Origin of the sequence: Citrobacter freundii ATCC 8090 = MTCC 1658 = NBRC 12681 (assembly GCF_011064845.1) — a bacterium.
Classification (GTDB): domain Bacteria; phylum Pseudomonadota; class Gammaproteobacteria; order Enterobacterales; family Enterobacteriaceae; genus Citrobacter; species Citrobacter freundii.
The window spans coordinates 278,922-303,648 of record NZ_CP049015.1; the positions used below are offsets into that span (position 1 = coordinate 278,922).

Genomic DNA, 24,727 nt, shown 5'->3' on the forward strand with positions numbered 1-24,727 from the left:
AGGCACCGGGCGTTTTGTTGGCTATGCCGTGAGCAACCGCGCTGGGTTATCAATACAGAGCCTGCGTAGAGTATCGTTGTCTACTCCACGGGCGGCCAGATAGGCGAGGAAAACATTCGGGACAAATCCCCAACCGTTCCCCCCATTTTTTGCCCACATCTGTTTGAGAAAAACATCATGGCTTAAAACTATCTGATCGGCGTAACCCAATTCAATCAGATGTGCTACCGCATCTGCGGTTTCCTGAACGCCTGGGGCGATACCTTCTTTTGGGAAAGTGATGTCCAGGCCAATCATGTCAAATTCAAGCCATACGCCGCGATCGAGCATTTTTCGTTGATAGGCAACATCTTTTCCCGAAGGATCTGAATGCGCCAGCGAGACTTTTGCCGGAGAGACGTTCATCTCTTCAAGGACAATATCCAGCACCTCATCACCCAGCCGCAGCCACCCTGGCATATGGATATTCATCGCAGTATGAGGATTATTACGTTGTGCCAGAGAAGCCGCTCGCAGACTGTTGCGTTCCGCCTGCGTAAAAGCGGGTGATACGCCAATTTCACCTATCATGCCGGCGCGAATATCCGTCTCGCCTATCCCCTGATTCAGTTCCTTATCAATAAGTGAGGCTAACAACTCGACAGGTTTGTGGATCCTGGCACTTTCAAACTTCTCCAGATAAGGTCCTGATGAAGCTACGATGTTCAAACCGGTTTTTAATGCCACTTCTCGCAATGACAAGACATCTCGACCGATAGATTCAGAACCTGTCGCGTCGACAATCGTCCTGCCTCCCAGTGACATAAAGTTGTTGATTTCAAAGATGACATCATCAATCTCCTTTCTGTCCATGTTATCGGCGCAGCAGTAGGGATCATGTTTCAATCCCCACTGCAGATCAGCGCTGACCTTTTTCCCCACGAGTTGCTGTGAGAATTCATAATGCGGTTCGTCAACAACCGATGATAAATCGTTAAACAGATGCTCATGTGGTAGCGTCAGACCCATATCCGTGTGCGCCACTGGGCCTGTCACGGTTTGCAGGAAACCTTTCATCCTGACACCTCCATTTTTTGCGCCATTTTGGATGCTCTGTATTCGGGGATGGTGGTAACAATTGCGCCTATTAGCGCAAACAGCGTCCCAATGATCGTGACCAGATAGACCGTATTACCCAGTGACGGGATAAGTTCATCAATCAACACTGAGCCAAGCAATTGACCCGCGGTAGAAGCAACACCGAGCATCAACAGCCCTAAGCCTCTGACCAGAATCGCCATCAGCCCGATGGACAGCAGACCCAGCGGGCCACCGAGATACATCCACCACGTATCGGGTAACTGGACGGTGACATGACCTAATGCGACACGTATCGCCAGCGCAGCGCCCAGCACACAAAAGCCGACGATGAAGTTCCAGGTAATGGAAACCAGCATAGAGCCCGTTGCCTCGGCAACTTTGGCATTTCCAGCGGGCTGCCAGCCAGCGAGTAATCCTGCCAAAAATGGAAGGATAGCGAGCAGGATAAAGGAGGTTGAATGCCACTGTGGTGACACGACAAAAATCGTGGCAATAACAGCGAACAATGCGCCAGTAACGCGCCATGGCGTGAAGTATTTCTTCTCGTCCACACCGACACCAAAACGGTCGCACAGCAGGCCGGAAAGGAGGAGGGCGGAAATTAATGCAGTTTGAAACGTGGCAACGCCCAACGCGCTGGCTGATGCCCCTTCCGAAAATACAACCATCGCCCCGCATAATCCGGCAAACCAATTCCACAAAGGGATTTTCCGCGTTTTTATCAGAGCTGGGATCGACGCGAATTGCTGGCGTGTTTCTTTGCGCGCAATAATAATAAAAAACATGACGACCAGACCACTGGCGAACGAGATTACTGCGCAAGCATTTCCATCCTGCAACCAGTGTCCCAATTGCCCATTAACGGCGGACTGCATAGGGGAAAGCATACCGGCTAAGATAGTTGCAAGCATCAGTAAGGGGGTTGAGTACTTATTCTTGTTCATACATCAATCCTTATATTTTATAAAAGGAGTAACTTTCGTTACTCCATTGTTTTTTATTTTCTGGCGATGAATTGAAGCGTGTTAACCCACAGGTCGGTATAAAACGACCAGGACATAAATTGCTGTGTTCCCCAGTGCGGCGAACAGTCGCTCATGAAGCAGGCGGTTTTACCCTGTTGGTATTCACCAAACACTAACAGCGGGTCATTATTTATTGTTAAGACAACATCGGCATCTTCTCTGGAGACAACCTGGTTATATCCAAGAAATGCCGGGTAGTCGGTGAATCCGTTAACGACAGGATGTTCAGGGGAAATAGCCTCAGCGTAGATACCCTCTGGTTTTTCTACCCGGTCATCGCCGTCAAGCATAATAACTGGCAAAACCTCGGCAAGAATGGTGTTCTTGTAATTAGCTTTTGCCTCAATACCCATAAATGACAGATAGCCGCCAATCATGAGCAGTCCACCACCATTTTTGACATACTCTTTAATTGATTCCAGAGCATTGGGCTTTATTTTTAGCTGATAGAACGTCTCGTTTTGCAACAGAAACGTATTGCTGCCGATATCGCTAATGACAATGACATCGTAACGGTTTAGCTCATCAATGCTTTCTGGAAATGCGATTTGCACGGTGTGAGCAGGCATGTAATCAACTTCTACTCCGCCTTTCTTTAAGCATTCCAGTAACCATGTGGCACCCTCTTCATATTTACTGGAGGTAAAACTGTCATAGCCTTTTGAATGGATCATGTGAATATGCCAGGATTCTCCAATAAAGAGCACCTTTAGTTTTTTCTGTGTATTATTCATAGTCTGCTCCTTGATTTAGTGAGTCGAGATAGTTTGTTTGTAATGCGAACCTTGAATGCGATGAAGAACGGATTCGTTTTCTGGCATGTCAGAGGCATTGGGTGTTTCAACAGCAAGCGAGGCGAATGCACTGGCGTAGCACAATGCAGATGCCAGTGATTTTCCTTTAGCAAGGCCAGATGCGAGTGCACCATTGAAGGCATCACCCGCTCCTGCGGTATTTTTTACAACTGCCGGGAATGCCGGAGAATAGATGAATTGTGTTCCGTCATAAGCGAGGGAGCCTTTGCTCCCTAGGGTGATAATGGTATTTTTGACGCCTTTCTGATGAATAATCTTTGCCGCACTTTTTGCCGACTCAATATCATTGACGGACATGTTTGCCAACAGACCCGCTTCGGTTTCATTTGGCGTGATATAATCAATATTATCAATAATAGTATTGACCATTTCATTGTATGGTGCTGGATTTATAATGACAGGGATATCATTTTTCTGTGCGAGACGAATGGTTTGGTGAAGCGCTTCGTAATTTGTCTCCAGTTGTACGAGAACAATATCTGAATGAACGATGGCTTCTTTTTGTATGGTGATTTCATCAGGGGAAATTGTCATGTTAGCACCGGGGTAGATAGCGATGACGTTATCCCCGGTATCTCCATTCACCATAATAGTAGCAGTACCTGTTTGTGTTTCTTTGGTCTGATAGATAACGCTTTTATGGATTTTTGATGAGTTTATAAAATTAATGGCGTAATCACTGAAATGGTCTGACCCTACTTTAGTAATAAAATGCACATCAGAATCGGCATAGCTTGCAGCTAATGCCTGATTGCATCCTTTACCTCCGGGCGAAAAAATAAATTTATCGGCAAGTAATGATTCGCCTGTCGAGGGGAGCCTCGGTAGGTAACTGATAATATCAACATTGAACGAGCCAATAACACATACATTATTCTTCATGGCAGAGAGACCTTTTTTTATTTTCTGCGCTGATTCATATTTTTCCAGCACATAAGCAATTTCGTTTTTTGCAACGTTATCAAGAGAGTCAAGGGTAATAAATGCACCACCATGACAGCGAGTGAGATATCCCTGTCCGGCAAGTTCATTGAGATCTGAGCGAATAGTTTCCTTTGTTACCTTGAGACTTTTCGCCAGATTTGAAACTTTTACAACTCCCGAAATACTGATTTCTTTCAATATTCTATGATGGCGTTCAAATTTCATTTTTTACCTCACCGTGGTTAAGTTAGTCCCAGGGGAAGTATATTGTTGTGATTGTCACCATAAAGTGATGGCAGAAACCAAAAAAAAACAAAAATGTAATATTAATATTATTAAAGTTAAGATAAATAGCGATGAAGATAGTAAGTAAAATAACCCTATGATTCAGGCGGTTGTTACGCCTGAAGATGACGGCGGAGGCGATGGACTGCAATCAACAACTTTATGCCAGGATTGGATGGCAATTCCGCTTTTGCATGTAACGACGGGGAAATTAAGGATAATGACCTACAGCCTTCTGAACGTTGCAGGTCTTATTAGTTCCTTAAGGAACATACTGTTGCAGTGATTCAGACCAGTGAAATATTTGGCTGCTTTTATCCTGCAGGTTCACGACCTCTAAATCATAAAATCCCTGCGTCTTTGCCGACCGCAATTTCAGGATGTACTTACTCTCGCTGATGTCGTGCTGCCTTGTGCCGTCTTTATTCCAGTCTCCGGCGATATCCGAATAGTAATAAACAAGGTCAGAAAACACGTTGATTATCTTGCTGTCTTTGATGGTGTAGAGTTCCAGCACTTCATAAAACGCCCCGCCGCCGGAGTAGGCATCGGAGTAGCCACCGCGCACCCCGAGCGCCAAAGTATCGGGAGCGATTCGGTACGGTGCCAGATCCAATTTTGTATAATAAGCCAGCGGTCTGACGGACTCATCATCGCTCTCTTTCTCGGCAGCTTTATTCCACGCTGAGATCTGGTTTAATGGTTTTTCCGAGCGGGCAATCGGCTGCAGCTGTTGGTTCTGCCAGGAGAAAACGCCGAGATATAATTTATTGGCGCGTCCGTTGTTGTAGTTTTCCGGACAGGTGTTATCCGCGTACTTTTTTGCCTGCCCGGCATCGGCCTGATTGTCAGCAAAACAGGCAATGCCAATATATTTACCCTCTTTTCCCCAGGCTTTGGCGCCAGTGAGGATCAGATTATTAGGATTTTCGTTCGGCGCAACCCAGCCAATCCACTGGTTCTCTGATAATCCCTGTGGAAGTTCACCAAATCCTTTCGCAGGTGTTGCCCCTGCCATTTGCTCAGCAAAAATCTGTTTGCCTTCAGTATGTTGAATAGCGCTGGGTACGGCATCGAGATTTTGTACGGTAGTGGCAAAAGCTGGGGAGAACGAGGCCAGTAAAGCCAGGGGAACAAACTTTTTCACTATTGCGTCCTTTCAATAAGCAGGGCGATAAGACTCGCCCTTAAATTTATTTCACGCGTGCCATAAAATACGCATCCACGTACTCGCCGTTGCGCAGGCCGTATTTCTTACCTGTCCCTTCGATCTCAAAGCCATGCTTTTTATAGACCGCAACCGCAGGTTCGTTATCCACAAACACTGTTAACTCGATACGGTCGACGCGCAGCCAGTTGTCGCACATGTCGATCATCGTACGGAGAAGCGCGCTGGCAACGCCGCGATTCTGCCAGCGGGCATCAACGCAGATACCAAAATCGGCGACATGGCTGCGGCGCGGGCGCTGAGCAACGTCGATGCAGAGATGTCCGACGACGGTATCATCAATGCACGCGACCAGTTGTTTGATTCCGACCCGTTCGGTTAGTCGCTCTTGCCACATCTCCATGGAAGGATGAGGAACCTGTAGCGTGTTGTGATACACCTCTGGCTGGGCATGGATCTGACGAATTGCGTCGTAATCTTTCGGTTCAGCGTGGCGTATCACTATCTCACTCATTCCTTATCTCCTTCAGGGTTAATTGAGTCTTTACCCTCGCTGAGAAAGAAAATTCCGTCAACTGCATTTTTTTGCAAAAAGAAGTAGACAAGTGCGAATGAGAATGATTATTATTGCTCTGCGTTCAGGGGAACCCCTACGGAGAACCTGAAAGCACGACATTGCTCACATTGCTTCCAGTATTACTTTAGCCAGCTTTTGCTGGCTTTTTTTTTGGGGTTTTGTTTCAGCCTGGCTTACTTGTCATTTTGTCCCCGGGAAGTGCTCGTGCTCCTCACGTACATTTAGTACGCTCCGGGCCCTGCGCGCTTGCCGTGAACAAACTGACCGCGACGCCGACGGCCGATCTTGAGGCATCTGCTTTTGTAGGCCGGATAAGGCAACGCCGCATCCGGCACGATGACAGGATGGATTCAGTCTCCAGCCGCTTTGCGCTATGGTGTAGATAATCATCTTCAAAAGGACTGTCTCATGACCTTACACTGCGCATTTATTGGTTTTGGTAAAAGTACCACTCGCTACCATTTGCCGTACGTCCTCAACCGCAAAAATAGCTGGCATGTCGCGCACATTTTCCGCCGTAACGCCAGGCCGGAAGAGCAGGCGCCGCAGTATTCACATATTCACTTCACCAGCGACCTCGACGAGATCTTAAACGATCCGCAGGTGAAGTTAGTGATCGTTTGTACCCATGCTGACAGCCATTTTGACTACGCCAAACGTGCGCTGGAGGCGGGTAAAAACGTGCTGGTTGAGAAACCGTTCACGCCGACGCTGGCAGAAGCAAAAGTGCTGTTCGAACTGGCGCAAAGCAAAGGGCTGACCGTTACGCCGTATCAGAATCGTCGTTTTGATTCCTGCTTCCTTACCGCCAAAAAGGCGATTGAGAGCGGCAAGCTCGGCGAAATTGTTGAGGTTGAAAGCCATTTCGATTACTACCGTCCCGAGGCGGAAACTAAGCCGGGATTGCCACAGGATGGCGCATTTTATGGCCTGGGCGTACACACCATGGATCAGATTATCTCGCTGTTCGGACGCCCCGATCATGTGGCCTATGACATCCGCAGCCTGCGTAATAAAGCGAACCCGGACGATACCTTTGAAGCGCAGCTGTTTTACGGCGACCTGAAAGCCATTGTTAAAACCAGTCATCTGGTGAAAATCGACTATCCGAAGTTTATCGTCCATGGCACCAAAGGCTCGTTTGTGAAGTACGGCATCGACCAGCAGGAAACCAGTCTGAAGGCCAATATCATGCCGGGTGAGCCAGGTTTCGCTGCTGATGATTCCATCGGAATGCTGGAGTATGTCAACGATGACGGCATCACAGTAAAAGAAGAGGTGAAGCCGGAGGTGGGGGATTACGGTCGCGTCTATGATGCGCTGTACCAGACGCTGACCGCCGGTACGCCTAATTACGTCAAGGAATCTGAAGTTCTAACCAACCTGGAGATTCTCGAACGCGCCTTCGAACAGGCATCTCCGGCGACGATAACCCTCGCCAAATAGCCTGCACAGACTCCTCTGGGTTTATTCATATTTTTTGAACAGAGGAGTCAATTTTCACCCTCTATGATCCCAGGCGGATTGAGTCCACACTTACTCCATCGAAAACATCTGGGGGTGAACACAATGATCTATTTACGCAAAGCTAACGACCGCGGTCATGCGAATCATGGCTGGCTCGATTCCTGGCATACCTTCTCTTTTGCCAACTACTATGACCCGAACTTTATGGGGTTCTCGGCACTGCGCGTGATTAACGATGACGTGATTGACGCAGGCCAGGGCTTTGGCACTCACCCCCATAAAGACATGGAAATCCTGACCTACGTGCTGGAAGGCGCGGTGGAACATCAGGACAGCATGGGCAACAAAGAGCAGGTGCCAGCCGGAGAGTTTCAGATTATGAGCGCCGGGACGGGGATCCGTCACTCGGAGTACAACCCGAGTAATACTGAGAAGCTGCATCTGTATCAGATCTGGATCATGCCGCAGGAAAACGGTATTACGCCGCGCTATGAACAGCGCCGTTTCGATGCCGCTCAGGGTAAACAACTGGTGCTGTCGCCTGATGCCCGCGATGGCTCACTGAAAGTGTACCAGGATATGGAGCTGTACCGTTGGGCGCTGGTCAAAGATGAGCAGTCGGTACATCAGATTGCCGCTGAACGTCGCGTCTGGATCCAGGTCGTTAAAGGCAACGTCACCATTAACGGAACCAAAGCGACTACCAGCGACGGTCTGGCAATCTGGGATGAACAGGCAATTTCTATTCATGCCGACAGCGACAGCGAAGTGTTACTGTTTGATCTGCCGCCTGTCTAAAAATACACGGCATCATTCAAGCCGCATCTGTGTTGGCTTTCCTCGCTCACCCCGGTCGCGTACTTAATGTACGCTCCCGGGGATTTACTGCGTCGCCGCCTTGATGCAACTCGAATGATTTTGTGTATTTCTCACAATAAAAACTCCTTTTTTCTCTGCAAAGGTTCATGCACGTCCGTGGTAAACTGGGGGAATCTATCCCTTTTTAACGCTTCAGGACGATGAAAAAGAAAAGACCCGTACTTCAGGATGTAGCCGACCGCGTGGGCGTGACCAAAATGACGGTCAGTCGCTTTTTGCGTAACCCGGAGCAGGTCTCCGTGGCGCTGCGGGGCAAAATTGCCGCTGCACTTGATGAGCTGGGTTATATTCCCAATCGCGCTCCTGATATCCTTTCTAACGCCACCAGTCGCGCTATCGGCGTGTTGTTACCGTCTCTCACTAACCAGGTTTTTGCTGAAGTGTTACGCGGCATTGAGGCCGTCACCGACGCCCATGGTTATCAAACTATGCTCGCGCACTACGGCTATAAGCCCGAAATGGAACAAGAGCGCCTGGAATCGATGCTGTCGTGGAATATCGATGGCCTGATCCTCACCGAACGTAGCCATACGCCTCGTACGCTGAAAATGATTGAGGTCGCCGGTATCCCGGTGGTTGAGCTGATGGACAGCCAGTCTCCGTGCCTGGATATCGCCGTCGGTTTCGACAACTTTGAAGCCGCGCGCCAGATGACTGCCGCTATCATCGCCCGCGGGCACCGTCATGTTGCCTATCTTGGCGCACGTCTTGATGAACGTACTATCATCAAACAGAGGGGCTACGAGCAGGCAATGCGCGATGCCAACCTGGTGCCGTACAGCGTGATGGTGGAACAGTCTTCTTCCTACTCCTCCGGTATTGAACTCATCCGTCAGGCGCGGCGCGAATACCCGCAGCTCGACGGCATTTTCTGTACCAACGATGACCTGGCGGTAGGGGCGGCCTTCGAATGCCAGCGTTTAGGGCTGAAAATCCCGGATGACATGGCGATTGCCGGATTCCACGGTCACGACATCGGACAGGTGATGGAGCCGCGTCTGGCGAGCGTGCTCACGCCGCGTGAACGCATGGGCAGCATTGGTGCTGAACGCCTGCTGGCGCGCATCCGTGGTGAAGCAGTCACACCTAAAATGTTAGATTTAGGTTTCACCTTGTCACCGGGCGGATCTATTTAAGCCAACAAGTTTGAAGTAGCTCACACTTATACACTTCGAGCACGAATGGATATTGCTTCTCTATTTATCCGGCTGGACAATGTTACCGATAACAGTTACCCGTAACAATTTCCAGATTCTTGTACCAGTGGGGGCAACGCTTTGAGCACGACTAATCATGATCACCACGTTTACGTTCTGATGGGCGTATCGGGCAGCGGTAAATCTGCTGTCGCCAGCGAAGTGGCGCATCAACTGCAGGCCGCGTTTCTTGATGGCGATTTTCTCCATCCGCGCAGCAACATCATGAAAATGGCTTCCGGTGAGCCACTCAACGATGATGACCGAAAACCGTGGTTACAGGCGCTGAATGACGCCGCTTTTGCGATGCAGCGTACCAACAAGGTTTCGCTGATCGTCTGTTCCGCTCTGAAAAAAGTCTATCGCGACCAGCTGCGCGACGGTAACCCGAACCTCTCTTTCATCTATCTGAAAGGGGATTTTGACGTTATCGAAAGCCGTCTAAAAGCGCGTAAAGGCCACTTCTTCAAAACGCAGATGCTGGTGACCCAGTTTGAAGCGCTGGAAGAACCAGGTGCGAATGAAAACGATGTACTGGTGGTCGATATCGATCAACCACTGGACGGTGTGGTCGCCAGCACCATTGAGGTTATTAACCAGGGCAGTAAGTAGTGAGTACATTAACGCTTGTTTTAACAGCAGTAGGGTCCGTTTTATTACTGCTGTTTTTAGTGATGAAGGCGCGTATGCACGCCTTCCTTGCTTTGATGGTGGTGTCTATTGGTGCAGGTCTCTTTTCCGGTATGCCGCTCGATAAAATCGCCGCGACTATGGAAAAAGGGATGGGAGGCACGCTCGGTTTCCTGGCGATTGTTGTGGCGTTGGGGGCGATGTTCGGCAAGATTTTGCATGAGACCGGCGCAGTCGATCAAATTGCCGTCAAAATGCTGAAATCCTTCGGCCACAGCCGCGCGCATTACGCGATTGGCCTGGCCGGTCTGATTTGCGCGCTGCCGCTGTTCTTTGAGGTGGCGATTGTGCTGCTGATTAGCGTAGCGTTCTCGATGGCGCGCCACACCGGTACCAATCTGGTTAAATTAGTCATTCCGCTGTTTGCGGGCGTGGCTGCGGCCGCAGCGTTTCTGCTGCCGGGGCCAGCGCCGATGTTGCTGGCTTCGCAGATGCACGCTGACTTTGGCTGGATGATCCTGATTGGCCTGTGTGCCGCGATTCCGGGCATGATTATCGCCGGGCCGCTGTGGGGTAATTTCATCAGCCGTTACGTTGAGCTGAACATTCCTGATGACATTACCGAGCCGCATCTGGGCGAAGGTAAAATGCCGTCCTTCGGCTTTAGCTTGTCGCTGATCCTGCTGCCGCTGGTATTGGTTGGTCTGAAAACCATCGCCGCGCGCTTTGTGCCGGTTGGTTCTTCAACTTACGAATGGTTTGAGTTTATCGGTCACCCGTTTACCGCGATTCTGGTTGCTTGTCTGGTGGCGATTTACGGTCTGGCGATTCGCCAGGGTATGCCAAAAGACAAAGTGATGGAGATCTGCGGTCATGCGCTGCAACCGGCGGGGATTATCCTGCTGGTGATTGGTGCAGGTGGCGTGTTTAAACAAGTGCTGGTTGATTCCGGCGTCGGTCCGGCGCTGGGCGAAGCGTTAACCGGAATGGGTCTGCCGATTGCCATTACCTGCTTCGTGCTGGCGGCAGCGGTGCGTATCATTCAGGGTTCTGCGACCGTGGCGTGCTTAACGGCGGTCGGTCTGGTGATGCCGGTGATTGAACAGCTAAACTTCTCCGGCGCACAGATGGCGGCACTGTCTATTTGTATCGCAGGCGGCTCGATCGTGGTCAGCCACGTTAACGACGCCGGTTTCTGGTTGTTCGGTAAATTTACCGGCGCAACGGAAGCACAAACGTTGAAGACCTGGACGATGATGGAAACCATCCTCGGTACGGTCGGCGCGATTGTCGGTATGATTGCTTTCCAGCTGTTGAGCTGAGTCTTGTTGCCCGGTGGCGCTTGCGCTTACCGGGCCTGGAAACGAGCACACATCCGCATCGTAGGCCGGGTAAGCGCAAGCGCCACCCGGCTTTTTTACAGCACCATCACACCATCCTCTGTTTTCAACCAACGCGGCGCTTTCAGCGTGTCGGCGAAATACCCCACCAAATCCTGCAGCAAATCACCCGCTACTCGCTCCATATCATCAGAAAGCGTTTTGCTCATCAGCAAATGCGTCAAAAGCTGGCAGTAACGCCCCATCTGGTCTGGCTCAGGCTCGAAAAGGGGAAAACGGGTCGGGAATGTATCTACCGTCAGACTGGCCTGCAGATGCTGCGGTACAGGCTCCGTTAAGGTCGGTTGCAATAATGCGAGACAGGCCGACAAACGTGCACAAATCGCCAGTTTTTCAACCGGGTCATGGCATTCAACCAGTCCTTCGACAAAACGCTCGCAGTTATCCGCCAGTTCGGTGAAATCCGTGGCATGGCTAAAGGGCAGGGTAAATAAAGAGTGTGAAAAGAGAGGGGTAGTCGCCATAGGGCAGCCTCCAGTATGTTTTATTTAAACCACCACCGGAGAGGCTAATCTCGCGGGTGGCAGAATCGAGCGGAGTTAGCCTTACCGGTCATACTGGATACCGGCGCGTCTTGCGACGCCCCCGCTCGACCCGCCATTGAGACGAAATCGGTCGCACGACATAGAAGTATATGTCGCCAGTATGATTTTCAGAAGGCTAATTCTGACACCTGATTTTGCAGGTGCAGCGAGAAGATAAGGCTAATCCACGATGCTGACAAGAGGGCATTCCGGAAGGCGCTTCGCAGAAATGAAAATACGTTATATCAGCGACTTAAAAGCATAAGGAATACCTGAAATTACAGCGCAATGCCGTTCAGTTAAGCATGTAGGGTGAACATGTGATTATTGCTCAGGTTTCCGTTCACCTCAGTGGTGTCATTTCTTTGAAGCGCTGATACCCGTGAACGTGCAAGGGAGGCTCACCGCCGCCTCCCTTGCAACCCAGGCTCCCGGCGGGAAAATCGTCGCTGCGCGAGTTATTCGTCTTATTCCGTCTGCCTGTCGGGTCGGGGCCGAGCCTGCGTCCCTGCAGGCCGTCCCCTTTGCCCGCATCCTTGCGGGCAGACCCGGTCAGCCGTCAACGCCTCATCGATTTTCAGCCGGACCGGTGTCATCGCTTCAACGCTCTGACTTCCAGTTAAATTTGTTTTGCTGTCCAAACCTGTTCAAGTAAAAGCTCAGGTGGTCAGGTGTGGGCTGGTCCGGCTGAAAATTGCCGACGCGTTTCCGTAAGGCCGGGGGAGCCAGCATGGATGCTGGCTCAGGGCGCGTTTTACAGGGACGTTTCCTCGCGCCCGGCCCGGTAGCCTGGAGGAATAAGCGGAGGGTATTGCGCAGCAACAATTTTCCTGCCGGAGAGCCGGGATTGTTAAGGGGGCTGCGTAGCCCCCTTAACACGTTCACCGATGAAGAAACTCCAGAGAAGCAACGAACATAACGTGAACGGAACCGTTCTCTGAAATGCCATGTTCTTCCAGTTTCAACACCATTGCTCGGTGGCGCTATGCTTACCGGGCCTACAAATGAGCACACATCCACATCGTAGGCCGGGTAAGGCGAAGCCGCCACCCGGCGTGAAACGAGTAAATCACCCCTTCATCCACATCCGTACGCCGTCGAGGAACATCTGGGTGGCCATCATCACCAGAATCAGCCCCATCAGGCGCTCCAGCGCGTTCACCCCTTTTTCCCCCAGCAGACGCAAAAACAGCGACGACTGCAACAGAATCACAAACGTACCGCCCCAGGCGATCAGCAGGGCGATTACCAGATGCCCCATCTGATTAGGATACTGATGCGACAACAGCATTAGTGAAGCCAGGATTGTTGGACCCGCTACCAGCGGAATCGCCAGCGGCACGATAAACGGCTCTTCACCCGCCGGAAGCCCGGTGCTATTCCCGGTGGCGCTGGGGAAAATCATCTTAATGGCGATCAGGAACAAAATGATGCCCCCGGAGATAGAAACGGTTTCCGCGCGCAGGTTAAGAAATGCCAGAATTTTCTCGCCCGCAAACAGGAATATCAGCATCACCAACAGCGCAATGAACAGCTCGCGAATCATAATCGCGCGGCGGCGTTTTGGTTCGGTATGTTTCAATACGGACATGAAAATGGGCAGATTTCCGAGTGGATCCATAATCAGGATCAATAAAACTGCCGCTGAAATGATTTCATTCATAACTCAAATTCCCTGATAATTACCACGGACTTTCTGCTTGCTTGCGCAGCGGGATAAGTCGCATTACTGATGGCTTCGCTATCATTGATTAATTTCACTTGCGACTTTGGCTGCATTTTGTATGGTGAAGGATATGCCACCAGGACACTGGCATACATACACAGCACACATCTCTGCAGGAAAAAAACGCTATGAAAAATGTTGGTTTTATCGGCTGGCGCGGTATGGTCGGCTCTGTTCTCATGCAACGCATGGTTGAGGAGCGTGACTTCGACGCCATTCGCCCTGTTTTCTTTTCTACTTCCCAGCTCGGGCAGGCGGCACCGACGTTCGGTGGAACCGCGACCGGCACGCTTCAGGACGCTTTTGATCTGGATGCGCTGAAGGCGCTCGATATCATCGTGACCTGTCAGGGCGGCGATTATACCAACGAAATCTATCCAAAGCTTCGTGAAAGCGGTTGGCAGGGTTACTGGATTGACGCGGCCTCTTCGCTGCGTATGAAAGACGACGCCATCATTATTCTCGATCCGGTTAACCAGGATGTCATCACCGATGGCCTGAATAAAGGTATTAAGACCTTTGTCGGCGGTAACTGCACCGTTAGCCTGATGCTGATGTCCCTTGGTGGCCTGTTTGCCAATGACCTGGTCGACTGGGTCTCCGTGGCGACCTATCAGGCGGCTTCCGGCGGCGGCGCGCGTCATATGCGCGAGCTGTTGTCTCAGATGGGCCATCTGTATGGCCATGTGGCCGAGGAGCTGGCGACCCCATCCTCTGCTATTCTCGATATCGAACGTAAAGTAACGACGCTGTCCCGCAGCGGCGAACTGCCGGTTGATAACTTCGGCGTACCGCTGGCCGGTAGCCTGATTCCGTGGATCGACAAACAGCTCGATAACGGTCAGAGCCGTGAAGAGTGGAAGGGACAGGCGGAAACCAACAAAATTCTCAACACGTCTTCCGTGATCCCGGTTGATGGTCTGTGCGTGCGCGTCGGCGCGTTGCGCTGCCACAGCCAGGCGTTCACCATCAAACTGAAAAAAGATGTGTCTATTCCGACCGTGGAAGAACTGCTGGCGGCGCACAACCCGTGGGCGAAAGTAGTACCAAACGATCGTGAAATCACCATGCGTGAGTTAACCCCGGCGGCCGTTACCGGCACGTTGACCACGCCAGTAGGTCGTCTGCGTAAGCTGAATATGGGACCGGAGTTCCTGTCAGCCTTTACCGTAGGTGACCAGCTGCTTTGGGGTGCTGCGGAGCCATTGCGCCGCATGTTACGTCAACTGGCGTAATGGTTTGTTAATGATCAAAGGGTGCTGAGTCACCCTTTTTTTTGCGTAATACAGGAGTAAGCGCAGATGTTTCATTTTTTACCAGGAGTAAGATAAAGCATTGGCTATTCTTTAAGGGTGACTTAGTACCGGAGGTATTAAGTTGTTGCCTGAAGGTGGGACGACGCAGAGAGGATGCACAATTGTGCTGCGCCGTTCAGGTCAAAAAAAGTGTCGCTACCTGATGTCGAAAATCAGTTGGAAGGGGTGACACCATAAAACAGGATGACAACCATGTCCGTTCGTATCGATAGAGACGTGATTAATGCGCTAATTGCAGGCCATTTTGCGGATCCTTTTTCCGTACTCGGTATGCACCAAACTGACGCTGGACTTGAAGTCCGCGCCCTATTACCTGACGCCACCGAAGTGTGGGTGATCGAACCCAAAACCGGACGCAAAGTCGGCAAGCTGGATTGCCTCGACTCTCGTGGTTTTTTCTGTGCAGTACTTCCCCGCCGTAAAAATTTCTTTCGCTATCAGTTGGCCGTTGTCTGGCATGGACAGCAGAATCTGATTGATGACCCTTATCGTTTTGGCCCATTGATCCAGGATATGGATGCCTGGCTGCTATCTGAAGGTACGCACCTGCGACCTTACGAAACGCTGGGTGCGCATGCGGATACCATGGATGGTGTAACCGGCACGCGCTTCTCTGTCTGGGCACCTAACGCTCAACGCGTGTCAGTGGTTGGGCAGTTCAACTACTGGGATGGCCGTCGCCACCCGATGCGCCTGCGCAAAGAAAGCGGTATCTGGGAGCTGTTTATCCCCGGTGCGCAGCATGGTCAGCTGTATAAATATGAGATGATCGATGCCAACGGTAAGCTGCGAATCAAAGCGGACCCTTACGCCTTTGAAGCGCAAATGCGCCCGGAAACCGCGTCGCTTATCTGTGGTCTGCCGGAAAAAGTGGTGCAAAGCGAGGAGCGTAAAAAAGCCAACCAGTTTGATGCGCCAATCTCTATCTATGAAGTGCACCTGGGGTCATGGCGTCGTCATACCGATAACAACTTCTGGCTGAGCTACCGCGAGCTGGCGGATCAGCTGGTGCCTTACGCCAAGTGGATGGGCTTTACCCACCTTGAACTGTTGCCGATTAACGAGCATCCGTTCGACGGTAGCTGGGGTTACCAACCTACCGGCATGTATGCGCCGACCCGTCGATTTGGTACGCGCGATGACTTCCGCTATTTTGTGAATGCCGCGCATCAGGCGGGGCTGAACGTCATTCTTGACTGGGTGCCGGGCCATTTCCCGTCGGACGATTTTGGTCTGGCAGAGTTTGATGGCACTAATCTGTATGAGCACAGCGACCCGCGAGAAGGGTATCACCAGGACTGGAACACGCTGATCTACAACTATGGCCGCCGTGAAGTCAGCAACTATCTGGTGGGCAACGCCCTGTACTGGATTGAGCGCTTTGGTATCGACGCGCTGCGCGTGGATGCCGTGGCATCGATGATTTATCGCGACTACAGCCGTAAAGAAGGGGAATGGATCCCAAATGAATTTGGCGGTCGTGAAAACCTCGAAGCCATTGAGTTTTTACGCAATACCAACCGTATTCTTGGCGAACAGGTGCCTGGTGCGGTGAGCATGGCGGAAGAGTCCACTGATTTTGCTGGCGTTTCAAGACCGCAGGACATGGGCGGTTTAGGGTTCTGGTATAAGTGGAACCTCGGCTGGATGCACGACACGCTGGACTACATGAAACTGGATCCGGTTTATCGCCAACATCACCACGATAAGCTGACCTTCGGCATGCTGTACAACTACACCGAGAACTTTGTCCTGCCGTTGTCGCACGATGAAGTGGTGCACGGCAAGAAATCGATTCTCGACCGCATGCCGGGCGATGCGTGGCAGAAGTTTGCCAACCTGCGCGCCTACTACGGCTGGATGTGGGCCTTCCCAGGCAAGAAACTGCTGTTTATGGGCAACGAGTTTGCGCAGGGACGTGAATGGAACCATGACGCGAGCCTCGACTGGCACCTGCTGGAAGGCGGTGATAACTGGCATCACGGCGTACAGCGTCTGGTGCGCGATCTGAACCTCACCTATCGTCATCACAAAGCGCTGCACGAGCTCGACTTTGACGCCTATGGCTTTGAGTGGCTGGTGGTGGATGACAAAGAACGTTCGGTGCTGGCTTTCGTGCGTCGTGACAAGGTCGGCAATGAAATCATCGTGGTCAGTAACTTTACGCCTGTGCCCCGCCACGGCTATCGCTTCGGTATCAATCAGCCGGGGAAATGGCGTGAGATCCTCAATACCGATTCGATGCATTACCACGGCAGCAATACTGGCAACGGCGGTGCGGTGCACAGTGATGAAATCGCCAGTCATGGTCGTCAGCATTCACTGAGCCTCACGTTGTCGCCGTTGGCAACGATCTGGCTGGTTCGGGAGGGGGAATGACGCAACTGGCAACCGGCAACGCCACCCCCCATGGTGCAACGTATGACGGCCATGGCGTTAATTTTACTCTCTTCTCAGCCCACGCTGAACGCGTTGAATTATGCGTATTTGACGAGGACGGTTGCGAACTCCGCTACGACCTGCCGGGGCGTAGCGGCGATGTCTGGCACGGCTATCTGGCCAACGCCCGGCCCGGTCTGCGCTATGGCTATCGCGTCCATGGCCCATGGCAACCGCAGCAGGGCCACCGGTTTAACCCAGCCAAGCTGCTGCTCGACCCTTGCGCCCGTCGGGTAGAGGGCGAGTTAAAAGATAACCCGCTGCTGCACGGCGGGCTAAATGAACCGGATCACCATGATAATGCCACCATCGCGCTGAAGGGCGTGGTGGTGTCCGACCATTATGACTGGGAGGATGATGCCCCGCCGCGCACGCCGTGGGGCAATACCGTAATTTACGAAGCGCATGTCAAAGGGTTGACGTATTTGCATCCTGACCTGCCGGAAGAGATTCGCGGAACCTACAAAGCGCTGGGTCATCCGGTGATGATCGACTATTTCAAGCGTCTCGGCATTACCGCGCTGGAGCTGCTGCCGGTGGCGCATTTTGCCAGCGAACCGCGACTTCAGCGGCTGGGCCTGTCGAACTACTGGGGCTACAACCCGGTGGCCATGTTCGCGCTGCATCCGGCCTATGCCTGTTCGCCGGAGAGTGCGCTTGATGAGTTTCGCGACGCGGTAAAAGCGCTGCACAAAGCGGGGATTGAGGTCATTCTCGATATCGTTTTGAACCACAGCGCCGAGCTGGATCTCGAAGGGCCTGTCTTCTCGCTGCGCGGAATTGATAACCGTAGCTATTATTGGATCAGGGACGATGGTGATTACTACAACTGGACCGGTTGTGGGAACACCCTCAATTTGAGCCATCCCGGCGTTGTGGAATACGCATGTGAATGCCTGCGCTATTGGGTTGAAACCTGCCATGTAGATGGTTTTCGTTTTGATTTGGCTTCCGTCATGGGGCGTACACCTGCGTTTCGTCAGGATGCGCCGCTGTTTACCGCGATCCAAACCTGTCCGCTGCTCTCACGCGTGAAGCTGATTGCGGAACCGTGGGATATTGGTGAAGGCGGGTATCAGGTGGGGAATTTCCCCCCTCCGTTTGCCGAGTGGAATGACCATTTCCGCGATGCGACGCGACGCTTTTGGCTCCAGCGTAATCTCTCGTTGGGCGAGTTTGCCGGGCGTTTTGCCGCATCCAGCGATGTGTTTAAACGCCAGGGCCGCAAACCCAGCGCCACGGTCAATCTGGTGACCGCGCACGACGGTTTTACGCTACGCGACTGTGTGTGCTTCACAAATAAGCACAATGAAGCGAATGGTGAGGAAAATCGCGACGGCACTAGCAATAACTACAGCGACAATCATGGTAAAGAAGGATTAGGCGGCACGCTGGACCTGATTGAGCGGCGGCGCGACAGCATTCATGCGCTGTTAACCACGCTGTTGCTCTCCCAGGGGACGCCGATGTTGCTGGCGGGCGATGAGCATGGTCATAGCCAGCACGGCAACAATAACGCTTACTGTCAGGATAACGCCTTAACGTGGCTGGACTGGCAACAGGCAAACAGTGGGCTAACCACATTTACCGCCGCGCTGATTCATCTGCGCCGGCAAATCCCAGCATTAACAGGGGATTGTTGGTGGGAAGAGGGCGATGGCAATGTTCGTTGGCTGAATAAGTACGCACAACCCTTAAGTGCGGATGAGTGGCAAAACGGCCCGAGGCAGATGCAAATCCAGCTTTCAGACCGTTTTCTGATTGCAATAAACGCCACGCTTGAGGTGACAGATATCGTTTTACCTGAAGGGGAATGGCATGCCATTCCCCCATTTGCCGGAGAGGATAATCCGGTGCTTACGGCTGTCTGGCAGGGACCTGCGCACGGACTGTGTGTGTTCCAGAGAAGATAAAAAAGGAGTTAGTCATGGTGAGTTTAGAGAAGAACGATCGTGTAATGTTGGCGCGCCAGCTGCCATTAAAATCTGTTGCCCTGATCCTGGCCGGTGGCCGCGGTACCCGCTTAAAAGATTTGACCAACAAACGTGCCAAACCTGCTGTGCACTTTGGCGGTAAGTTCCGCATTATCGATTTTGCCTTATCCAACTGTATTAACTCCGGGATCCGCCGTATTGGCGTGATCACTCAGTACCAGTCCCACACGCTGGTGCAGCATATTCAGCGCGGCTGGTCGTTCTTTAGCGAAGAGATGAACGAGTTTGTCGATTTGCTGCCTGCCCAGCAGAGAATGCAGGGTGAAAACTGGTATCGCGGTACGGCGGATGCGGTGACCCAAAACCTGGACATCATTCGACGCTATAAAGCGGAATACGTGGTGATCCTCGCGGGCGATCATATTTATAAGCAGGACTACTCACGCATGCTGATCGACCACGTCGAGAAGGGCGCGCGTTGCACCGTGGCCTGTATGCCAGTGCCTATTGAAGAGGCCAGCGCGTTTGGCGTGATGGACGTGGACGACACCGATAAAATTATCGAGTTCGTTGAAAAACCCGCCAATCCGCCAGCCATGCCAGGCGACCCGACCAAATCTCTTGCCAGTATGGGGATCTACATTTTCAACGCCGATTATCTGTATGAACTGCTAGCGGAAGATGATCTCGATGAAAAATCCAGTCACGATTTTGGCAAAGACATTATCCCGAAAATCACCGAAGCTGGCATGGCGTATGCACATCCATTCCCGTTGTCCTGCGTGCAGTCTGACCCGGAATCCGAACCGTACTGGCGCGATGTGGGGACGCTGGAAGCCTACTGGAAGGCGAACCTTGATCTGGCTTCGGTGACGCCTGAACTGGATATGTACGACCAGGATTGGCCAATCCGAACGCACATGGAATCGCTGCCACCGGCGAAATTTGTGCAGGACCGTTCCGGTAGCCACGGAATGACGCTGAACTCGCTGGTTTCTGGCGGATGCATAATTTCAGGTTCGGTAGTGGTGCAGTCCGTTCTGTTCCCGCGAGTGCGGGTGAATTCATTCTGTAACATTGATTCGGCAGTGTTGTTACCTGAAGTGTGGGTGGGACGTTCGTGCCGCTTACGTCGTTGCATTATCGACCGCGCCTGCGTTATTCCTGAAGGCATGGTGATAGGTGAAAACGCGGAAGAAGATGCGCGTCGTTTCTACCGTTCAGAGGAAGGCATTGTGCTGGTCACGCGTGAAATGCTGCGCAAACTGCAGATCAAACAGGAGCGATAATGCAGGTTTTACACGTTTGTTCAGAGATGTTCCCCCTGTTAAAAACCGGGGGACTGGCGGATGTTATTGGGGCGTTACCTGCCGCGCAAATTGCGGACGGCGTGGATGCCCGCGTGTTGCTCCCGGCGTTTCCAGATATTCGTCGCGGCATTCCCGATGCACAGGTCGTGACGCGTCGCGATACCTTCGCTGGACGTATCACGCTGCTTTTCGGGCATTTCAACGGCGTGGGTATTTACCTGATTGACGCGCCGCATCTTTACGACCGTCCCGGTAGCCCGTATCACGACACCAACCTGTTCGCTTATACCGATAACGTCCTGCGTTTTGCGTTGCTTGGCTGGGCCGGATGTGAAATGGCCTGCGGCCTTGACCCATTCTGGCGCCCGGATGTGGTGCATGCGCACGACTGGCATGCCGGTCTGGCCCCAGCGTATCTGGCGGCGCGCGGCCATCCGGCGAAATCGGTGTTCACCGTACACAACCTGGCTTATCAAGGCATGTTTTATGCAAAGCATATGGATGACATCCAATTGCCATGGTCGTTCTTTAATGTGCACGGGCTGGAGTTTAACGGCCAGATTTCGTTCCTGAAGGCAGGGTTGTACTACGCAGACCACATTACGGCAGTGAGTCCAACTTACGCGCGGGAGATTACCGAGCCGCAGTTTGCCTATGGTATGGAAGGTCTGTTGCAGCAGCGTCATCGGGAAGGACGGCTTTCCGGCGTGCTGAACGGCGTGGATGAAAAAATCTGGAGCCCGGAAACCGACCTGCTGCTGGCGTCGCGCTATACGCGTGACACGCTGGAAGAAAAGGCGGAGAACAAACGTCAGCTGCAGATCGCGATGGGACTTAAGGTTAACGACAAAGTGCCGCTGTTTGCTGTCGTGAGCCGTCTGACCAGTCAGAAAGGGTTGGATCTGGTGCTGGAGGCTCTGCCGGGTCTGTTAGAGCAGGGGGGGCAACTGGCGTTACTTGGCGCGGGCGATCCAGTGTTGCAGGAAGGTTTCCTCGCCGCAGCGGCGGAACATCCGGGGCAAGTGGGCGTGCAGATTGGCTATCACGAAGCCTTCTCGCACCGCATCATGGGGGGGGCCGATGTGATATTGGTTCCCAGCCGTTTTGAGCCATGTGGCTTAACGCAGTTGTATGGACTGAAGTACGGCACGCTGCCGCTGGTGCGGCGCACCGGTGGGCTGGCTGATACGGTCTCTGACAGTTCGCTGGAAAACCTGGCGGACGGTATCGCCAGTGGGTTTGTATTTGAAGATAGTAATGCCTGGTCGCTACTACGTGCGATCCGGCGTGCTTTCGTATTGTGGTCCCGGCCTTCGCTGTGGCGGTTTGTACAACGTCAGGCCATGACCATGGATTTTAGCTGGCAAGTCGCGGCGAAGTCATACCGTGAGCTTTACTATCGCTTGAAATAGATATCCAGGAATCACCTATATGAATGCTCCATTTACTTATGCATCGCCCACACTCAGCGTAGAGGCACTTAAGCATTCTATCGCCTACAAGCTGATGTTCACGATTGGTAAGGACCCGGTCATTGCCAATAAACATGAGTGGCTGAACGCCACGTTGTTCGCGGTGCGCGATCGTCTCGTGGAGCGCTGGCTGCGTTCTAACCGTGCGCAATTATCCCAGGAAACTCGCCAGGTTTATTACCTGTCAATGGAGTTTCTGATTGGCCGCACGCTTTCCAATGCACTGTTATCGTTGGGTATTTATGACGATGTCAAAAATGCGCTGGAAGGTATGGGGTTGGATCTGGAAGATCTGATCGATGAAGAAAACGACCCGGGTCTTGGCAACGGTGGCCTCGGGCGCCTGGCGGCCTGCTTCCTGGACTCGCTGGCAACGCTGGGACTGCCGGGGCGCGGCTATGGTATTCGTTATGACTACGGCATGTTCAAGCAAAACATTGTTGATGGCCGACAGAAAGAGTCGCCGGACTACTGGCTGGAATACGGTAACCCATGGGAGTTCAAACGCCACAATACGCGCTACAAAGTGCGCTTTGGCGGGCGTATACAGCAGGAAGGCAAGAAAACGCGCTGGATAGAAACCGAAGAGATCCTCGCGGTTGCCTACGACCAGATTATCCCCGGTTACGACACCGATGCCACCAACACGCTGCGCCTGTGGAATGCCCAGGCCAGTAGCGAGATCAACCTCGGTAAATTTAACCAGGGCGACTACTTTGCGGCGGTGGAAGATAAAAACCACTCCGAGAACGTCTCCCGCGTGCTCTATCCGGATGACTCCACCTATTCAGGACGCGAGCTGCGCTTGCGCCAGGAGTATTTCCTGGTCTCCTCCACGGTGCAGGACATTCTGAATCGGCATTATCAACTGCACAAAACCTACGATAATCTGGCGGATAAAATCGCCATTCACCTCAACGACACCCATCCGGTGCTGTCGATCCCTGAGCTGATGCGTCTGTTGATTGATGAGCACAAGTTCAGTTGGGATGATGCGTTTGAAGTGTGCTGTCAGGTTTTCTCGTATACCAACCACACTTTGATGAGCGAAGCGCTGGAGACCTGGCCGGTGGATATGCTGGGCAAAATTCTGCCGCGCCATCTGCAAATCATTTTTGAGATTAACGACTACTTCCTGAAAACGCTGCAGGAGCAGTATCCGAACGATACCGGTCTGCTGGGGCGGACGTCGATTATCGATGAATCTAACGGCCGCCGGGTGCGTATGGCATGGCTGGCGGTCGTGGTGAGCCACAAGGTTAACGGTGTGTCTGAACTGCACTCCAACCTGATGGTGCAGTCGCTGTTTGCTGACTTTGCGAAGATTTTCCCGACTCGCTTCTGCAACGTGACCAATGGTGTGACGCCGCGTCGCTGGCTGGCGCTGGCTAACCCGCCGCTCTCTGAGGTGCTGGATGAGAATATTGGCCGCACCTGGCGTACCGATCTCAGCCAGTTGAGCGAGCTTGAACAGCACTGCGATTTCCCGTTGGTGAACCAGGCGGTACGCCGAGCGAAGCTGGAGAACAAAAAACGTCTGGCCACGCTCATTGCCCAGCAGCTTAACGTGGTAGTGAATCCGAAATCGCTGTTTGACGTACAGATCAAGCGTATTCACGAATACAAACGTCAGCTGATGAACGTGCTGCATGTGATCACCCGCTACAACCGCATTAAGGCCGATCCTGACGCCGAGTGGGTGCCGCGTGTGAATATCTTCGCCGGTAAAGCGGCTTCGGCCTATTACATGGCGAAGCACATCATTCATCTGATCAACGATGTCGCGAAAGTGATCAATAACGATCCGCAAATTGGCGACAAACTGAAAGTGGTGTTTATCCCCAATTACAGGGTCAGCCTGGCGCAGGTGATAATTCCTGCTGCCGACCTGTCTGAGCAGATTTCACTGGCCGGGACCGAAGCCTCCGGGACCAGTAATATGAAATTTGCGCTGAATGGCGCGTTGACCATCGGTACGCTGGATGGTGCCAACGTCGAGATGCTGGAACATGTGGGCGCAGAAAATATCTTTATCTTTGGTAATACGGCGGAAGAGGTTGAGGCTTTGCGTAGTCAGGGCTATAAGCCGCGTGAATATTACGAGAAAGACGAGGAGCTGCACCAGGTGCTGACGCAGATCGGCAGCGGCGTATTCAGCCCAGAGGAGCCGGGACGCTATCGCGACCTGGTGGACTCATTGATCAACTTTGGCGACCACTATCAGGTGCTGGCGGATTATCGCAGTTACGTTGATTGTCAGGATAAGGTTGATGAACTGTATCGTCACCCGGAAGAGTGGACTACCAAGTCGATGATTAATATCGCCAACATGGGTTACTTCTCATCGGACAGGACGATCAAAGAGTACGCCGAAAACATCTGGCATATTGATTCGGTGCGGTTGTAACTGTTACACGGCTGCTAATATAATCTGTTCAGGCAGTAGCGAATGTTGTTACTGCCTGAATTTTTTTAAATAAATAGAATAAAATGTCATTTATATTAAAGGGGGGGTATTTCAAAGCGAAGGGGCGTTATTGAGTTATTATTATTGCTGGTG

Annotated in this window: 19 protein-coding genes; 11 read left to right on the forward strand and 8 right to left on the reverse strand. The window is 52.2% G+C overall.

The features are described 5' to 3' along the window. Positions 1 to 21 precede the first annotated feature (21 nt). The 6 genes from G4551_RS01330 to yhhY all read right to left on the reverse strand — a co-directional run bounded on the left by G4551_RS01330 (position 22) and on the right by yhhY (position 5,811). Positions 22 to 1,056, reverse strand: coding sequence for a phosphotriesterase family protein (locus G4551_RS01330; RefSeq protein ID WP_003023461.1), 1,035 nt, complete (start codon positions 1,054 to 1,056; stop codon positions 22 to 24). After that, on the reverse strand, positions 1,053 to 2,024 hold the full coding sequence (locus G4551_RS01335; RefSeq protein ID WP_003023463.1) for a DMT family transporter: 972 nt from the start codon (positions 2,022 to 2,024) through the stop codon (positions 1,053 to 1,055). The genes G4551_RS01330 and G4551_RS01335 overlap by 4 nt, the downstream gene beginning before the upstream one ends. Positions 2,025 to 2,077: 53 nt before the next feature. Further along, complete coding sequence (locus G4551_RS01340; protein ID WP_003023464.1) at positions 2,078 to 2,839, reverse strand: glutamine amidotransferase; 762 nt, start codon at positions 2,837 to 2,839, stop codon at positions 2,078 to 2,080. 15 nt (positions 2,840 to 2,854) lie between these two features. Beyond that, positions 2,855 to 4,069 carry a PfkB family carbohydrate kinase gene (locus G4551_RS01345; protein WP_003023466.1) on the reverse strand — a complete coding sequence of 405 codons (1,215 nt, stop codon included), beginning with the start codon at positions 4,067 to 4,069 and terminating at the stop codon, positions 2,855 to 2,857. Positions 4,070 to 4,391: 322 nt separating this feature from the next. Next, positions 4,392 to 5,276 (reverse strand): hypothetical protein, encoded by an 885-nt coding sequence (locus tag G4551_RS01350; RefSeq protein WP_003837853.1) that lies wholly within the window; start codon positions 5,274 to 5,276, stop codon positions 4,392 to 4,394. Positions 5,277 to 5,322: 46 nt separating this feature from the next. Further along, positions 5,323 to 5,811 carry an N-acetyltransferase gene (gene yhhY / locus G4551_RS01355; RefSeq protein ID WP_003837854.1) on the reverse strand — a complete coding sequence of 163 codons (489 nt, stop codon included), beginning with the start codon at positions 5,809 to 5,811 and terminating at the stop codon, positions 5,323 to 5,325. A gap of 471 nt (positions 5,812 to 6,282) precedes the next feature. Here yhhY and G4551_RS01360 point away from each other — a divergent pair, with 471 nt between their 5' ends. The 5 genes from G4551_RS01360 to gntU all read left to right on the forward strand — a co-directional run bounded on the left by G4551_RS01360 (position 6,283) and on the right by gntU (position 11,368). After that, positions 6,283 to 7,320 carry an oxidoreductase gene (locus G4551_RS01360; RefSeq protein ID WP_003837856.1) on the forward strand — a complete coding sequence of 346 codons (1,038 nt, stop codon included), beginning with the start codon at positions 6,283 to 6,285 and terminating at the stop codon, positions 7,318 to 7,320. 123 nt (positions 7,321 to 7,443) lie between these two features. Further along, positions 7,444 to 8,139 (forward strand): quercetin 2,3-dioxygenase, encoded by a 696-nt coding sequence (gene yhhW / locus G4551_RS01365; protein WP_003023472.1) that lies wholly within the window; start codon positions 7,444 to 7,446, stop codon positions 8,137 to 8,139. A 221-nt stretch (positions 8,140 to 8,360) separates the two neighbouring features. Then, positions 8,361 to 9,356 carry a gluconate operon transcriptional repressor GntR gene (gene gntR, locus G4551_RS01370; protein ID WP_003023473.1) on the forward strand — a complete coding sequence of 332 codons (996 nt, stop codon included), beginning with the start codon at positions 8,361 to 8,363 and terminating at the stop codon, positions 9,354 to 9,356. 141 nt (positions 9,357 to 9,497) lie between these two features. Further along, positions 9,498 to 10,028, forward strand: coding sequence for a gluconokinase (gene gntK, locus G4551_RS01375; RefSeq protein ID WP_003023475.1), 531 nt, complete (start codon positions 9,498 to 9,500; stop codon positions 10,026 to 10,028). Continuing rightward, the gene (gntU, locus tag G4551_RS01380) at positions 10,028 to 11,368 is read left to right on the forward strand and encodes a gluconate transporter (RefSeq protein ID WP_003023477.1); all 1,341 of its coding nucleotides are present in this window, start codon (positions 10,028 to 10,030) and stop codon (positions 11,366 to 11,368) included. Before gntK ends, gntU begins: the two co-directional genes overlap by 1 nt. Positions 11,369 to 11,463: 95 nt before the next feature. Here the strand turns inward: gntU and G4551_RS01385 are convergent, their stop codons facing one another. Continuing rightward, positions 11,464 to 11,910, reverse strand: a complete 447-nt coding sequence (locus G4551_RS01385; RefSeq protein WP_003837860.1) for a lipoate--protein ligase family protein — start codon at positions 11,908 to 11,910, stop codon at positions 11,464 to 11,466. Positions 11,911 to 13,039: 1,129 nt separating this feature from the next. Continuing rightward, positions 13,040 to 13,633 (reverse strand): NAAT family transporter YhgN, encoded by a 594-nt coding sequence (gene yhgN, locus G4551_RS01395; RefSeq protein ID WP_003023480.1) that lies wholly within the window; start codon positions 13,631 to 13,633, stop codon positions 13,040 to 13,042. 191 nt (positions 13,634 to 13,824) lie between these two features. Here yhgN and asd point away from each other — a divergent pair, with 191 nt between their 5' ends. The 6 genes from asd (at position 13,825) to glgP (ending at position 24,574) form a co-directional block, all read left to right on the forward strand. Then, positions 13,825 to 14,931 (forward strand): aspartate-semialdehyde dehydrogenase, encoded by a 1,107-nt coding sequence (gene asd / locus G4551_RS01400; protein WP_003837862.1) that lies wholly within the window; start codon positions 13,825 to 13,827, stop codon positions 14,929 to 14,931. 273 nt (positions 14,932 to 15,204) lie between these two features. Further along, positions 15,205 to 17,391, forward strand: coding sequence for a 1,4-alpha-glucan branching enzyme (gene glgB / locus G4551_RS01405; protein ID WP_003837864.1), 2,187 nt, complete (start codon positions 15,205 to 15,207; stop codon positions 17,389 to 17,391). Beyond that, the gene (gene glgX / locus G4551_RS01410; RefSeq protein ID WP_003023487.1) at positions 17,388 to 19,364 is read left to right on the forward strand and encodes a glycogen debranching protein GlgX; all 1,977 of its coding nucleotides are present in this window, start codon (positions 17,388 to 17,390) and stop codon (positions 19,362 to 19,364) included. Before glgB ends, glgX begins: the two co-directional genes overlap by 4 nt. Positions 19,365 to 19,378: 14 nt before the next feature. Continuing rightward, positions 19,379 to 20,674: a glucose-1-phosphate adenylyltransferase gene (gene glgC / locus G4551_RS01415; protein WP_003023489.1), complete on the forward strand. Its 1,296-nt coding sequence runs from the start codon at positions 19,379 to 19,381 to the stop codon at positions 20,672 to 20,674. After that, on the forward strand, positions 20,674 to 22,107 hold the full coding sequence (gene glgA, locus G4551_RS01420) for a glycogen synthase GlgA (protein WP_003023490.1): 1,434 nt from the start codon (positions 20,674 to 20,676) through the stop codon (positions 22,105 to 22,107). Before glgC ends, glgA begins: the two co-directional genes overlap by 1 nt. A 19-nt stretch (positions 22,108 to 22,126) precedes the next feature. Beyond that, positions 22,127 to 24,574, forward strand: coding sequence for a glycogen phosphorylase (glgP, locus tag G4551_RS01425; protein ID WP_003837868.1), 2,448 nt, complete (start codon positions 22,127 to 22,129; stop codon positions 24,572 to 24,574). Positions 24,575 to 24,727: the final 153 nt, after the last annotated feature.